Annotated in this window: 11 protein-coding genes; 4 read left to right on the top strand and 7 right to left on the bottom strand. The window is 76.6% G+C overall.

Annotated elements, in window-relative coordinates:
- Position 1 precedes the first annotated feature (1 nt).
- The 4 genes from OG994_RS08980 to OG994_RS08965 are packed head-to-tail and all read right to left on the bottom strand — an operon-like array spanning position 2 to position 6,076.
- Complete coding sequence (locus OG994_RS08980) at positions 2–2,413, bottom strand: tetratricopeptide repeat protein (RefSeq protein ID WP_328852804.1); 2,412 nt, start codon at positions 2,411–2,413, stop codon at positions 2–4.
- Positions 2,410–4,179, bottom strand: coding sequence for an ABC transporter permease subunit (locus tag OG994_RS08975; RefSeq protein WP_328852803.1), 1,770 nt, complete (start codon positions 4,177–4,179; stop codon positions 2,410–2,412). The genes OG994_RS08980 and OG994_RS08975 overlap by 4 nt, the downstream gene beginning before the upstream one ends.
- Positions 4,176–5,453 (bottom strand): extracellular solute-binding protein, encoded by a 1,278-nt coding sequence (locus OG994_RS08970; protein WP_328852802.1) that lies wholly within the window; start codon positions 5,451–5,453, stop codon positions 4,176–4,178. The genes OG994_RS08975 and OG994_RS08970 overlap by 4 nt, the downstream gene beginning before the upstream one ends.
- Positions 5,450–6,076 carry an ATP-binding cassette domain-containing protein gene (locus OG994_RS08965; RefSeq protein ID WP_328852801.1) on the bottom strand — a complete coding sequence of 209 codons (627 nt, stop codon included), beginning with the start codon at positions 6,074–6,076 and terminating at the stop codon, positions 5,450–5,452. The genes OG994_RS08970 and OG994_RS08965 overlap by 4 nt, the downstream gene beginning before the upstream one ends.
- Before the next feature lie 127 nt (positions 6,077–6,203).
- Here OG994_RS08965 and OG994_RS08960 point away from each other — a divergent pair, with 127 nt between their 5' ends.
- Positions 6,204–6,677, top strand: coding sequence for a hypothetical protein (locus tag OG994_RS08960; protein WP_328852800.1), 474 nt, complete (start codon positions 6,204–6,206; stop codon positions 6,675–6,677).
- Positions 6,678–6,714: 37 nt separating this feature from the next.
- Here the strand turns inward: OG994_RS08960 and OG994_RS08955 are convergent, their stop codons facing one another.
- The gene (locus tag OG994_RS08955) at positions 6,715–7,377 is read right to left on the bottom strand and encodes a TetR/AcrR family transcriptional regulator (RefSeq protein WP_328852799.1); all 663 of its coding nucleotides are present in this window, start codon (positions 7,375–7,377) and stop codon (positions 6,715–6,717) included.
- A 109-nt stretch (positions 7,378–7,486) separates the two neighbouring features.
- On the opposite strand from OG994_RS08955, the gene OG994_RS08950 reads away from it, so the two are divergent.
- The 3 genes from OG994_RS08950 to OG994_RS08940 are packed head-to-tail and all read left to right on the top strand — an operon-like array spanning position 7,487 to position 10,846.
- Complete coding sequence (locus tag OG994_RS08950) at positions 7,487–8,971, top strand: flavin-containing monooxygenase (protein ID WP_328852798.1); 1,485 nt, start codon at positions 7,487–7,489, stop codon at positions 8,969–8,971.
- Positions 8,964–9,905: an SDR family NAD(P)-dependent oxidoreductase gene (locus tag OG994_RS08945; protein WP_328852797.1), complete on the top strand. Its 942-nt coding sequence runs from the start codon at positions 8,964–8,966 to the stop codon at positions 9,903–9,905. Before OG994_RS08950 ends, OG994_RS08945 begins: the two co-directional genes overlap by 8 nt.
- Complete coding sequence (locus OG994_RS08940; protein WP_328852796.1) at positions 9,902–10,846, top strand: alpha/beta fold hydrolase; 945 nt, start codon at positions 9,902–9,904, stop codon at positions 10,844–10,846. The genes OG994_RS08945 and OG994_RS08940 overlap by 4 nt, the downstream gene beginning before the upstream one ends.
- A gap of 48 nt (positions 10,847–10,894) precedes the next feature.
- Here OG994_RS08940 and OG994_RS08935 read toward each other — a convergent pair whose 3' ends face one another.
- Together OG994_RS08935 and OG994_RS08930 are read right to left on the bottom strand one after the other, a co-directional pair.
- Complete coding sequence (locus OG994_RS08935) at positions 10,895–12,346, bottom strand: cryptochrome/photolyase family protein (protein ID WP_120331314.1); 1,452 nt, start codon at positions 12,344–12,346, stop codon at positions 10,895–10,897.
- An 89-nt stretch (positions 12,347–12,435) separates the two neighbouring features.
- Entirely contained in the window at positions 12,436–13,614 is a 1,179-nt protein-coding gene (locus tag OG994_RS08930; RefSeq protein ID WP_328852795.1) for a low temperature requirement protein A, read from the bottom strand.
- Positions 13,615–13,635: the final 21 nt, after the last annotated feature.

Raw genomic sequence — 13,635 nt, 5'->3', positions numbered from 1 at the left:
GTCAGGTCTCGTGCACGGGAGCGTTCAGGCGGGCGTCGGCCGCCGACTGGCCGGCGGTGTCGCCGACCGCCTCGCAGACGGCCGCCGCGTCGACCCAGTGCCGGCGCGCCTCGTCCGGGTCGCCGAGGGCGTCCGCCGCGTCACCGAGGTAGAGCAGCGTACGGCCCAGCCCGGCGGTGGGCCGCCCGCCCTCGCGCAGCCGCCGGCTCTCGGCGAGCAGCTCGTACGCCTGCCGCGCCCGCCCGGCGCCCGGTCGCGCCCCGGGGCTCCCATCCCGCACCGCGGAGCGGCTGGCCAGCATCGTGGCGCCGGCGTTGAGCAGCGCCGCCGCCCGGCTGGTCGGGTCGTTCACCGACTCGTACTCGCGCAGCGCCGCCCGCCACGCCTGCGCCGCGTCCAAGTGCTCGCCGAGACCCGCGTGGACCAGCACCAGGTTCGTGAGCGCCGCCGCGTACCCGCGGGCGTCCCCGAGGGCGCGGAACGTGTTGGCGGCCCGGACCAGGTGGTGGTGCGCTGCCTCCAGTTCGCCCCGGGCCAGCCGGGCCGCACCCAGCCCCAGGTCGGTGAGCGCGTGCCCGGCCCGGTCCGCGCCCGAACGGTGCCGCCGGGACACCTCCAGGTGCTCCACGGCGTCGTCGAGCTGGCCCAGGTCGAGCAGGGCCAGGCCGAGGTTCATCCGGGCCTGGGCGGTGCCGCGCCGCCCGCGTTCGGCGACCGCCAGGGTCAGCGCGGCGGCGGCGCCCTGCGGATCGTGGCGGCGCCGGCGCAGCACACCCAGCTCGTTGTGCGCCCAGCCGGCGATCTCCGGCCGGTCGTCGGCCGTCGGCGTGGCCAGCACGGTGCGGCACACCTGCTCCCACTCGTCCAGCCGCTCGGCGTGCGCGAGCCAGCCGCAGAGCGCCACGGCGAGCCGGAACCACCACCGGCGTACGCGGCGCGGCAGCGTCTCGGCCGCGCCGGCCGGCACCCGCACCACCGCGAGCAGCAGCTCCTGGTGCAGGTCGAACCAGCCGTACGGGTCGTCGTCCAGCGGCAGCGACCACTCCCGGTCCGGCGGCGACCCGAGCGCGGCGAGGTTGGTCACGTGCCGTTCGGCCCGCCGGGCCAGGTGGCGGGTCAGCCGGGCCTGTGCCGCCACCCGGCGGCGCACCGGTTCCGCGTCACGCAGGTGCAGCCGGGCGTAGTCGGCGAGCAGCGGGCGGATCTCGTACCGGTCGCCGGGCGCGCCGACCACGAACGCGGCGGCGGCCAGCTCGTCGAGGAGCGTCGCCACCTGATCGGGGCGGCGGCCGGCCAGCGCGGCGATGGCCGGCCGGTCCACCGGCGCCGGGGTGAGCGACATGAGCCGGTAGAGCCGCCGCGCCTCGGCCGACAGCGCCCGGTACGCGGTGTCCCGCTCGGTCACCAGGCGGGCCGCCGGCGACACGCCGACGCGCTGGTGCGGGGGCGTCTCCACGGCCCGGCGCAGGGCGTCGAGCACGTCCGCGTGCCGCCAGCCGTGCTGCGCGGTGCGGTAGCCCAGCGCGCGGACGGTCCGGGGCTGCCGCCCGCACAGGTCCACGATCGACCGCACGGCCGGGTCCGTGCGCGGATCCGCCCGGCGGGCCCGGGCGGCCGGCGCGGCCTGACCGGCGGCGGCGAACAGCTCGACCGCCTCCGCCGGGCCCGGCTCGGCGATCCAGTGCGCCACCACTCCGTCGAGCCCGGTGAGGGCGGGACCGCCGGCCAGCAGCAGCCGGCAGGTGCGCGCGGTCGGCGGCAGCAGTGGCCGGACCTGCTCCGGCCGGTCCACGTTGTCCAGCACGAGCAGGATCTTGCGGCCGTCGAGCTGCCCGCGCAGCGCGTCCGCGGCCCGGGCGAGCGCGTCGGCGCGGCCGGAGACCGGGGGCGGCGTGCCGAGGATCCGGGCCAGCGCCGTGAGCACCTGGCGTGCCGAGGCGGGACGCCCGCCGCGGCGCAGGTCGAGGTAGTAGTGCCCGTCGGGGAAGTCCTCCCGGCACAGGTTGGCCGCCTGCACGGCGCACGCCGACGTGCCCACACCCCGCCGGCCCAGCACGGCCACGGCGTGCTCGCGGGCCAGCAGGCCGACGACGGCCGCCACGTGCTCGGCCCGTCCGGTGAAGCCGGCCGGGTAGGGCAGGGTGGGGCCGCCGGTGGCGGGCGCCGCCACGACGTCCGTCGGCTCGGCGCCGACCTGCCGGTCGGCCCGCCGACGGCGCACCTCGAAGATCACCCAGCCGATCCCGCCACTGACGGCGACGGCGATGCTGGCCGGCCCGAGGACGCTGCCGGCCAGCTCGGAGAGCAGGTTGCTGGCCAGGTTGGCGACGACCCCGCTGACGAGCGTGCCGACGGCGACCAGCACGGGCCACCGGGACGGCCGGCCGCCGCCGGGGCCGGTCGGGGCGCTCACCGTACGCCCCCGGAGACGAGGCCGGCGACCAGTTGCCGCCGGGCCAGCACGACGAGCACCACCGGCAGCACCGACGCGATCACGGAGCCGGCGGCGAGCACGCCGCTGCCCGCCACGAAGCCGCGCGTCTGCCCGGCGAGGAAGAGGCCCAGCGGTGCCGCGTCGGGGCCGCTGAACAGCAGCCCGACGACCAGGTCGTTCCACACCTGCACGAACTCCAGGACCGACACGGCGAGGATCGCCGGCCGGCACTGCCGTGCCAGGCGGTTCAGCGTGCCCCACCAGTTGCGTCCCGTCAGGCGGGCGGCACGCACCCGGTCCGCCGGCAGGTCGGCGAAGGCGTTGCGCAGCACCAGCACGGCGAACGGCACGCCCAGCGCCACGTGCACGAGGGCCAGGCCGCGGGCGGTGCCGGAGGACAGCACCACCCCGAGCACCTCGTTGACCGGCCCGGCGATCACCTGCACCGGTACGACGACCGCGGTCATCAGCAGCAGCCCGGTCACCTGCGCGGCCGGCCCGGTCAGCCAGGCCAGCGGGTACGCGGCGAGCAGCGCGACCACGAGCACCGTGGCGGTCACGCCGGTGGCCAGCAGCAGGGTGAACGCGAGCGACCGCCACAGCTCCCCGCCGGTGACCAGTTCCCGGTAGGAGGCGAGGCTGGGCGGCGCGGACCACCAGCCCCGCGCCGCCGCCTCGACGGGCCCGTGCAGCGACGTCGCCACGAGGACGGCGAGCGGCACGAGCCAGGCCACCGCGGCGCCGGCCGCGAGCAGCCGCAACGGCCGCCGGGGCGGCGCGGACGCCGGATCCGCCTCGGGCGGGTCGACGGCCCGCGGCGGTGGCCACGCCTGCCGGACGAAGAGCGCCGCCACCAGCATGCCGGCGGCCACCGCCACGAGCCAGATCACGCCGAGTGCCGCGCCCTCCCCGGTGGTGGTGCCCCCGGACGTCTGCCACACCCGCAGGGCCAGCACGGACGCCTCGTCGCGCACCGAGCCCGGCGTCATCACGAGGATGAGGTCGAAGGTCCGGCTGGTGCCGAGGGCGACCAGCGCGAAGACCACCGCGACGGTACGCAGCAGCAGGGGCCGCCACTGCGCGTCCCACAGCACGTGCCGGCGGCCGCCGCCGTAGGCGCGGACCGCGTCGGCGAGGCTCGACGGCAGCCGGTCCAGGGCGGCGCGGAAGACGAGCACGGCGAGCCCCACCCACGCCCAGACGAAGGCGGACATCAGCGCCACGGTGACCAGGCCCGGGCCGAGCAGCTGCGGAACAGCGTCCCCGGTGCGCCCGGTCAGCCGTGCGGCGATCAGCGTCGCCAGTCCACGGGACGGATCCGGGTCGTACATCAGGCGGAACGTGACACCGGTGACCACCAGCGGCAGCGCGGTCGGCACCACGAGGATCAGCCGGACCAGCCCGCCCTCCTGGGAGCGGCGGGACGCGGCGGCGAGCAGGTAGCCCAGCCCGGTCACGACGGCGGGGACGAGCAGCGCCCAGAGCAGCGTACGGCCGACCACCGCGCCGGTGCCGGGCGCGGCCAGCGCGGCCCGGAAGTGCGCGGCGCCCACCCAGCGCCCGTCGCTGGTGACGCTGGCGTGCACGGTGCGCAGCACCGGCCAGAGCACCAGGCCGCCGAGGAGCAGCGCGGCGGGCAGCAGCAGCGCCGACGTGGCCCCCGCCGCCGGGTAGGCCCGCCCGCGGCGGGGCGGCCCGACGTCGTCGAGCACGACCGGTTCACCGAGCACGGGCAGCCGGCTCATCGACCACCACCCGCGTTGCGTGCTGCCGCCGCCAGCTGGCGGGTCGCCCGGCGGACCGCCTCGGAGGCCCGTACGCCGCCGGTCACGTCGGCGAAGAAGTCCTGCATGATCCGCCAGATGCCGACCCCGTCGGAGCCGGTGAACGGCCCGGGCAGCCGGTCGGAGAGGTCGAACCGCAGGGTGCCGGCGGTGCGCATCTCGCGCGCCAGCCGCCGGCGCACCGGGTCGGCGTACCGGTCGAGCGGGACGACGGTGTCCGGCGACAGGTAGCCGCCCGCGCGCAGCCAGGGCGCGAACGCGTCCGCCCCGGTGAGCCAGCGGACGAAGTCGACACCGGCGCGGGAGCCGGCGAAGGCCACGGCGGCGTCGCCGCCCACGACGAGCGGGCCGTCACCGGGCCGGCTGCCGGGAAACCGGAACGCCGCCGGCTCCTCCGGCCCGCGCCGGAAGCGGCGGACCACGCTGTCGGCGAAGTCGCCCTCGAACGCCATCACCGCCCGCCGGGTGTGCACGACCTGGATGATCGACTCCTCGTACTGGGTGAGCAGGGCGCGGCGCCCTCCGCCCGGGAACGCGCCGTCGACGCTCCAGATCTCGGCGAGCCGGTCCAGCGTGTCCCGGACCGGCCGGCCCGCCCAGTCGGCGTCCGGGCCGGCGAGGGCGTCGTAGCCGTCGGGCGCCACGTCGGCGAGCACGTTCTCGAACCAGTCGGTGAGGACCCAGCCGTCGGCCGCGCCGATCGCGAGCGGGGCCGGGCCGCCGTCGCGGCGGGCCCGCGCCGCGAGCCGGCGGGTGAGCGCCACCAGGTCGTCCCAGGTGGCCGGTGGCTGCGGCAGCGCCGACGGCAGGTGCCAGAACAGCGACTTGTGCGCGGCCTTCACCCAGACGCCGTAGCGCCGCCCGCCGCTGTCGAGCAGGGCGGCGAGGCCGTCGGGGACGCCGTGGCCGGGCGCCGGGGTGAGCGGGCTGAGCCAGCCCCGCCGCGCGTACTCGGTGACGAGGCCGGGCCGGGGGAGGATGGCCACGTCCGGGCTGGTGCCCGCGAGCTGCCGGGCCCGCAGGAAGGCGTCGATGTCGTTGCCGGCGCTGACCACGTGCACCGGGGAGCCGTAGCGGGCCACCACGGCGCGGAACGGGGCCAGCTCCCCGCCGCTCCAGACGACCGCCACCTGCACGCCCCGCCCGCCGCCGGCGCAGCCGGCCGTGGCCGCGGCGGCGCCGGCGGCGGCCGCGCGCAGCAGCGTCCGGCGGCGCAGCCGCCCCGGTGCGGTCACCGCCCCACCGCCTCGCCGAGCAGGTCGACCTGCTCGGGGATCTCGTCGAGCGTCGCGGGGTCGGCGGTGCAGACCAGTACGGCCACGCCGGGGGCGTCCGGCGGGGAGAGCCGGGGGACGAGGTCGGCGAGCCGCCCGCCACCGGCCATCCCGGACGGCAGGTCGACGACGAGCACCTCGGGCAGGCAGGCGGCGGCGCGCGCGAGGGCCACCCGGAACCGTTGGGCGTCGGAGAGCAGGTGGGGCAGCAGCGCGAGGGTGGGGGTCAGCTCCAGCCGCTCCACCACGGTCGCCGCCCAGTCGTCGGCCATCTCGCGGACCCGCTCCCGCTTGCGCTGGCCGTACTCGATGTTGCGCCGCACGGTCAGCTGGGGCAGCAGCGCCCCGCCGGCCGGCACGTACCCCATCTGGCGGCGCGGGGGCGGCAGGTCGGTGACGTCCCGCTCGCCGACCAGGATCCGGCCGGACCGCGGTGGGGCGAGGCCGACCAGCACGCGGGCGACCGCGGTGCCGATCCGGGGCGGTGCCACGAGGGCGGCCATCCGGCCCGCCGGTACGTCCAGGGTCACCGGCCCGGTGCCGGGGACGGCGACCAACGCGCGCAGCCGTAGCGTGACCCTCACCTCCGGTGATGTCGATCCCGTCCCAGGGTGGCACATCCCGCCGACCGTCGATGCCCCGGCAGCTCCACTGTGGATCTTCCCGCGTACCTGACAGTAGGTGTCAGCGACGCGGCCGTAGCGTCCCGGCATGGCATTTCGCGACAAGGACCTGCGCGTGCCGGGACCGGTCACGGTCGCCGGCCGGCGCCTCAAGCGCTACCACGTCGACCAGCCGGAGCGGCCGATCGAACCGGAGGTGGAGAAGGCGGCGTACGACCTGCTGCCCGGCCTGCTCCCGGAACCCGACGGCACCCCGCCGGCGGGCTGGATGGTGCTCCACCGGGGGACGGACACCGGCGCCTACCTGCTCGCCTACTGCTGGACGTGGGTCAACCTCGTCGAGGTACGCATCGCCGTGGCCGGGCAGCCGGTGCTGGGCTGCCCCGACGAGGACCCGGCCCACTTCGTCCCGCTGCACCGGCCGGCGGTGGGCTGCGTCTGGGAACTGGGCGTGCTGGAGCACGAGCGGGCCGCCTGGGCCCGGCACGTGCTCGCACCGGAGCGGCCGGACGTCGAGGCGTACGTCGCCGACACGCGCGCCGAGGGGCCGGTGGGCGCCTGACGGGCGGCGTCGAGGTCGGCGCGGGGCCGGGGGTGGTTCAGGCCGGTGGGGGAGCGGCACCCCGGTAGATGGCGGCCAGCCACACGTCGAGCAGCACGTCCACGACGTCCGTCTCGGCCACGGCGGGCCCGTCGCCGGCCAGGGTGGCGTACAGGACCCGCTCGTTCATCGAGTTCAGCGCGATCGCCAGGGCCCGGGCCGGCAGACCGTCGGGCGCGGCGCCCCGGCGGCGCTCGGCCTCGATGGCCGCCTCGGTGCACCGCACCCAGCGCTCCAGCACGGCGGCCCACAGGTCGCGCACCTCGGCGTTCGTGCCGCGCACCTGCGCGCACGCCACCGCGACCGCCCGGTGCGCGCCGAACGTGTCGTGGAACCGACGGATCAGGTCCCGCCAGCGGGCCGGCGGGTCCTCGGCGACCCGGTCCAGCACACCGGCGGCCGCGGCGTCGGCCTCCTCCGTGACCCGGTCGAGGAGGGTGAGCAGCACCGCGTCCTTGGACGGGAAGTAGAAGTAGAAGGTCGGCCGGGAGATGCCGGCACCGCGGGCCAGGTCGTCGATGGAGATGTCGGCGAACGCCCGGTGCCGCAGCAGGCGCTCGGCGGTGGCCAGGATGGCCCGCTCCCGGTGGTCGCCCGGCGAGCGGCCGGGCCGCCGTCCGCGCGGGGTCCCGCTCCCGGCGGCGGCACGGGCGATCGTCATGGCGGTCGATACTACCGGCTATCAACACCGTGTCGAGAATCTCGACGCGGTGTTGACCGGTGTCGACGGTGGTGGATAGGGTCCGGACCACGCCACCCGGGGAGCTGTCATGGCCTGCGAACACGTCGACGTGCTCATCGTCGGCGCCGGGCTGTCCGGTGTCGGCGCCGCCTGCCACCTGCGGCGCCGCTGTCCGGAGAAGACGTACGCGCTGCTGGAGGCCCGCGACGCCCTCGGCGGCACCTGGGACCTGTTCCGCTACCCGGGCGTCCGGTCCGACTCGGACATGTTCACCCTCGGCTACTCCTTCCGCCCGTGGACCGGCCCGACGTCCATCGCCGACGGCGGCGCGATCCGCGCGTACATCCGCGACACCGCCCGCGAGTACGGCGTCGACCGGCACATCCGCTACCGGCACCGTGTCGTCCGCGCCGACTGGGACAGCGCCACCGCACGGTGGACGGTCCACGCCCACCGCGACGACACCGGCGAGACCGTGCGGCTGACCTGCGGCTTCCTCCACGTCTGCGCCGGCTACTACCGCTACGACGCCGGTCACACCCCGGACCTGCCCGGCCTGGACCGGTTCGCCGGGCGGGTCGTCCACCCGCAGCACTGGCCGGCCGACCTGGACCACGCCGGCAGGCGGGTGGTGGTGATCGGCAGCGGCGCCACCGCGGTCACGCTCGTCCCGGCGCTGGCCGCGCGGGCCGCCCACGTCACGATGCTCCAACGCTCGCCCTCGTACGTCCTCGCGCTACGGTCCCGCGACGCCCTCGCCGACACGCTGCGACGCCGGCTGCCCGCACGCGCGTACCACGCCGCGGTGCGCGGCAAGAACGTCCTGGTCACCACGGCCACCTACCAGCTGAGCCGGCGGGCCCCCGGCCTCGTGCGCCGGTTGCTGCGCCGGGGCGTGGCCCGGCGGCTGCCGGCCGGCTTCGACGTCGACCGGCACTTCTCGCCCCGCTACGACCCGTGGGACCAGCGGCTGTGCATCACCCCCGACGGCGACTTCTTCGCGGCGCTGGCCGACGGCCGCGCGTCGGTGGTCACGGACACCATCGACACGTTCACCGCGCACGGGATCCGGCTGGCCTCCGGTGAGGAACTGCCCGCCGACGTCGTCGTCACCGCCACCGGGCTGAACCTGCGGGTGCTCGGCGGCATGGCGCTGCGCGTCGACGGCGTCGAGGTCGACCCGGCCCGGACGGTCGCGTACAAGGGCATGATGCTCTCCGGCGTGCCGAACCTCGCGCTGACCATCGGCTACACCAACGCCTCGTGGACGCTGAAGGCCGACCTGGTGGCCGCGTACGTCTGCCGGCTGCTGCGGCACCTGGACCGCACCGGCCAGCAGATCGTCACGCCGCGCCCGCCACCCGACGACGAACGGGTGCCGCTGATCGACCTGCGCTCCGGGTACGTGCTGCGTAGCCTGGACGCGTTGCCCCGGCAGGGCCGGAAGGCGCCGTGGCGGCTGCACCAGAACTACCTCCGCGACCTGCTGCTCATGCGGCACGGGCGGATCGACGACGAGGGAGTGCGGTTCTCCCGGGCCGGCAGCCCCGAGAGGAGTCCGACGCGTGCGTAGCTTCGACTTCGCCGGGGGCACGGCCGTGGTCACCGGCGCCGCGGGCGGCATCGGGGAAGCCCTCGCGTACGCCCTGGCCCGCCGCGGCAGTCACCTCGTGCTGCTCGACCGCGACGCCGCGCGCCTCGACACGGTGGTCGCCGCGGTCCGCGCCACGCACCCGGACCTGGCCGTCGACCCGTGGGTGGTCGACCTGGCCGACGCGGCGGCGACCGCCCGGACCGCCGCCGAGATCGGGCGGCGGCACCCCCGGATCCGGCTGCTCGTCAACAACGCCGGCGTCGCCCTCGGCGGCCGGTTCGACCAGGTGACCGTCGAGGAGTTCGGCTGGGTCGTCGACGTGAACTTCCGGGCCGTGGTGCAGCTGACGCACACGCTGCTGCCCGCCCTCCGGGCCGAACCGGGCGCGCACCTGGTCAACGTGTCCAGCCTCTTCGGCCTCATCGCCCCCGCCGGCCAGGCGGCCTACGCGGCGAGCAAGTTCGCCGTCCGCGGGTTCACCGAGGCCCTGCGGCACGAACTGGCCGACGACGGGATCGGCGTGACCTGCGTGCACCCCGGCGGGATCCGGACGCGGATCGCCGCCGACGCCCGCGTCGGCAGCGGGGTCGCCATCGAGGAGTACGAACAGGGCCTGCGCCAGTTCGAGAAGCTGCTCACCATCCCGCCGGCCCGGGCCGCCGAGGTGATCCTGCGCGGCGTGGCGCGCCGGCGCGGGCGGGTGCTCGTCGGCTGGTCGGCGAGGGTGCCCGACCTGCTGGCCCGGGTGGCGCCCGCCTCGTACGGTCGGGTGCTCGCCTTCGGCGTGCGGCGGCGCGCCGCGCCGCCCCGGCCGGACGTGCCGGCGGCCGAGTCCACCGCACCGGCGCCTGGTGTGCCCGCCCAGCGTCGTGCGTCCCGATCCGCGGGCGACCAGGTAGAGGAGACGGCATGAGCGTGGCAGAGCGGCCCCGTCATGTGACCGTCGCCGGGCGGCGCGTCCGGCACCGGATCGACGGCCACGGAGAGCCGGTCGTGCTGCTGCACGGCATCGGCCGGAGCCTGCGCGACTTCACCGAGCAGCACACGCTGCTGTCCGAGCGGTTCCGGGTGCACAGCGTCGACCTGCCGGGCTACGGCGGCTCGATGCCGATGGCCGAGCCGTACGGCCTGCCGTCGCTGGCGCGGTTCGTCGGTCGTTACCTCGACGTGGTCGGCGTCCGCCGCCCGGCGCACCTGGTCGGCAACTCCCTCGGCGGCGCGGTGGCCATGCAGCTCGCCGTGACCGAGCCGGAACGGGTGGCGAGCCTCGCGCTGGTCACCAGCGCCGGCTTCGGCCAGGAGGTGGCGCTCGCGCTGCGCCTGCTCGCGCTGCGGCCGTTGGGTCGGCTGCTGCTGCGCCCCAGCCGGGCGTCCGCCCGCCGCGTCGAGCGGGCCCTCTTCCACGACCCCACCTTCGTGACCGAGGAGCGGATCGCGCACGCCCTGGAGATCGCCCGCCTGCCCTACACGGCGCGCGTGATGCTGGAGACCCTGCGCAGCCTCGGCGGCTTCCGCGGCGTGCACCCACGGTGGCGGGAGGAACTGCTCGCCCGCGTGGCGAAGCTGGACGTGCCGACGCTCGTGGTCTGGGGCGACCGCGACCTCATCCTGCCCCCGGCGCATCTCGACGCCGCCCGCGTCCTGCTGCCCGCCGCGCGCACCCACCTGTTCCGCGACTGCGGCCACCTGCCGCAGGTCGAGCGGGCCGAGGAGTTCCATCGGCTGCTGCTCGACTTCTGGGGCGTGCCGGACGCCGCGAGAGGCCCGTCGGTGACCCGCACGGTGTCCCTGAGCGACCTGCCGGGCGGGGCGGGAGCCGCCGGCGCCACCGGCACGCCGGCCGGCGCCGGCTGACGTACGCGGCCGGCGGCACCCGCGCCGGGCGTGCCGGCCGGCGGTGCGTCACGGCGGGGTGCTGCCCCGCTTCTCCTCCTGGGCGAGCACGGCCTCCCGGTGCTCGGGGTCGTCGCGGCGCAGCAGCTCGGCGGCGAGCCGCGGGTCGTCGGCCAGCCGCGCGCGGTTGCGGTGCAGGAACGTCTCGAACCCGCCCGTGTACGGGCACGCCAGGTCGCCGAGCGCCCGCTCCGGCGAGTACCGGCAGCCGAGGCAGTAGTCGCTGATCTCGTCGATGTCCGTGCCGTCGACCGCGTACGGGCGGGTCTCCACGTGGGACAGGTCGGCGTCGTGGCTCATCCCGAGCACCGTCGCGTTCATCACCCAGTCCGTGCCGTCGACGAACACGCGCTGGAACCAGTCGACCAGCTCGGCCGGGCGCCACCCGCGTTGCAGCGCGTAGTTGCCGAGCACCAGCAGCCGGGGGACGTGGTGCGTGAACGCGTGGTCGCGTACGGCGGCCAGCACGTCGGCGAGGCAGCGCGCCTCCACGGCGTCGGCGTCCAGGTCGGCGAACCACTGCGGCAGCGGCTCGGTGGCGGCCGGCCACCCGGCCCCCGGGCGGCGGGGCTCGACGTACCAGTACAGCTGCCAGAGGAACTCCCGCCAGCCGAGCAGCCCGCGGAGGAACCGCTCCACGGCCGACCGTGGGGCCAGCCCGTCGCGCCACGCCCGCTCCGCGGCGCGCACCGCCGGCTCGGCGTCGAGCAGGCCCAGGTTGAACGACGAGGAGAGCCCGCTGTGGGCCAGCAGCGGGTCCTGCGCGCTCATCACCTCGGCGTAGCGGTCGTACTCGGGCAGCCGGTACCGCAGGAAGTGCGCCAGCCGGGCCTGCGCCTCGGCGTGCGTGGCCGGGAACCGGCGGGGACCGTCCCGGCCCACGAACCGCACCCCGTCGGCGGCCCAGCGGTCCAGGTCGCGGCGTACCTGCGCGTCGATCTCGTCCTCGACGACCGGGGGCGGCGCCGGCACGGGCGACGCGGCGCTGGCCGGCCGGGGCCGGCGCCGCGGTGCGGGGTCGCCGGCCGGGGCGGTGAGCACGCCGTGGTGGCGCAGCGCGTACCGGTAGAAGTCGACCATCCGCAGCGGGCCGCGCCGCCCGTCGGCCCAGGCCGCGAAGTCCGCCTGCCCGGTGACGAACCCGCGCGCCGGCAGCACCGCGAGGCCGGGCACCGAGCGGACGAAGCGCATCGCCGCCCGCGAGTGCGGGTGGCACACCTCCACCGGCCCGCCGACCTGCGCCAGCGCCTCCCGGAAGGTGCCGGTGCGCAGCAGCAGAGCCCGGTCGCCGAGTTCGGCGGCACGGTGCCGGAGCGCCGAGAGGATCAGGTGCGCCTTCTGCCGGTGCAGGGGGCGACGCCGGAACAGCTCCCGCGCCTCCACGAGCAGGACCGGCTGGTCGGGATCGTCGAGGAAATGCGGCCCGAGCTGATCGGCCAGCAGCCAGCGGCGGGGAGACATGGCCCAATTCTGCCCACATCCGGGCGGCTGTGCCCCATACCGGATGGGTACGGGGGTCCGCGTTCCGGACGCCGGCGGCCGGACTCCGGTCACCTGCGGACGTGTCCGGCGGTGGACGATGTGGACCGCCGCCGGGCCACCACGGTGACCGCCACCAGGACGAAGAGCAGGCCCGCGAGGAGGTGCGCCGGCACCGGCCCGAGTGGGGTGAGCAACGCCAGCGCGGCCACGATCGGGTAGGCGGCGCGCGCCGGACCGCGCTGCTGGCGGCGGACGTGCAGCGCCCAGAGGGTGAGCAGGTAGACGGCCACCGGAACGGCGATCGCGTACGCGCTGCCGACCCCGGAGAGGTGCGCCTGGTGGCGTTCGTGGTCCACCCGCACCGCGAGCCCGGCGCCGACGGCCGCGACCGAGGCGAAGATCAGATAGTGGCCGTACCCCCAGAACAGCGCGCGGCGCAGCCGGGTCGACACCTCGACGGGCCGGTCGAAGTAGAGCCACCAGAGCGCGAACACGATCACGGCGCCGGCCGCGGCCAGGGACCACAGGGAGCGCTGGCCGGCGTCCACACCGGTCTGGACCGCGACCGACGTGGCCAGCACCACCTCACCGAGGACGATGAGGGTGAACAACCCGTACCGCTCGACGATGTGCCGGGGATGCCACGGCGTCATCCCGGGACGCTCGGCGACCGCCGGCACCAGCAGTTCGGCGAGCACCAGCACCACGAAGGAGCCCACCCGCCACCCGTCGGGTAGGTGAAGCCGCAGGATCCAGCCGAGCTGCACGACGGCCACCCCGACCGCGTACCGGACGGCCGCCGCCCGGTGCCCGGGGTCGCCGGCCGCCGCGCGGATCCAGTGTGTGACGGCGGCGAGGCGCATCACCACGTACCCGTAGGTGATCGTCGTGAAGTCGCCCACCTCGAACGCGCGGGGCACCCCGGCGGCGAGGATCAACGCGCCCGCGATCTCCACCAGCGTCGTGATCCGGTAGACGTCGTCGTCGGTGTCGTAGGCGGAGGCGAACCACGTGACGTTCATCCACGCCCACCAGATGGCGAAGAAGACCATCAGGTAGCCGCCCACCGCGTGCCCGACGCGGCCCTCGGCCACGTCGTGGTGCAGGCCCGCGGCCGCCTGGGCCACCGCCACCACGAAGCACAGGTCGAAGAAGAGCTCCAGCGGGGTGGCGCTGCGGTGGGGCTCGTCCGGCCGCCGCGCGGTCATCCGCCGGTACCACGGGCGCACGGACCCGGTCTGGCTCACGCGCGCTCCTCGGGCCGGCCG

This window comes from Micromonospora globbae (assembly GCF_036184225.1).
In the GTDB taxonomy this organism is placed as follows: domain Bacteria; phylum Actinomycetota; class Actinomycetes; order Mycobacteriales; family Micromonosporaceae; genus Micromonospora; species Micromonospora globbae.
This window is presented reverse-complemented; position numbering and strand designations above follow the sequence as displayed.

What these genes read in the sequence shown, in the direction of transcription:
- OG994_RS08935 (WP_120331314.1), bottom strand. Translation starts at nt 12,346, where the DNA reads ATGTCTCCCCGCCGCTGGCTGCTGGCCGATCAGCTCGGGCCGCATTTC.
- OG994_RS08955 (WP_328852799.1), bottom strand. Translation starts at nt 7,377, where the DNA reads ATGACGATCGCCCGTGCCGCCGCCGGGAGCGGGACCCCGCGCGGACGG.
- OG994_RS08975 (WP_328852803.1), bottom strand. Translation starts at nt 4,179, where the DNA reads ATGAGCCGGCTGCCCGTGCTCGGTGAACCGGTCGTGCTCGACGACGTC.
- OG994_RS08950 (WP_328852798.1), top strand. Translation starts at nt 7,487, where the DNA reads ATGGCCTGCGAACACGTCGACGTGCTCATCGTCGGCGCCGGGCTGTCC.
- OG994_RS08940 (WP_328852796.1), top strand. Translation starts at nt 9,902, where the DNA reads ATGAGCGTGGCAGAGCGGCCCCGTCATGTGACCGTCGCCGGGCGGCGC.
- OG994_RS08960 (WP_328852800.1), top strand. Translation starts at nt 6,204, where the DNA reads ATGGCATTTCGCGACAAGGACCTGCGCGTGCCGGGACCGGTCACGGTC.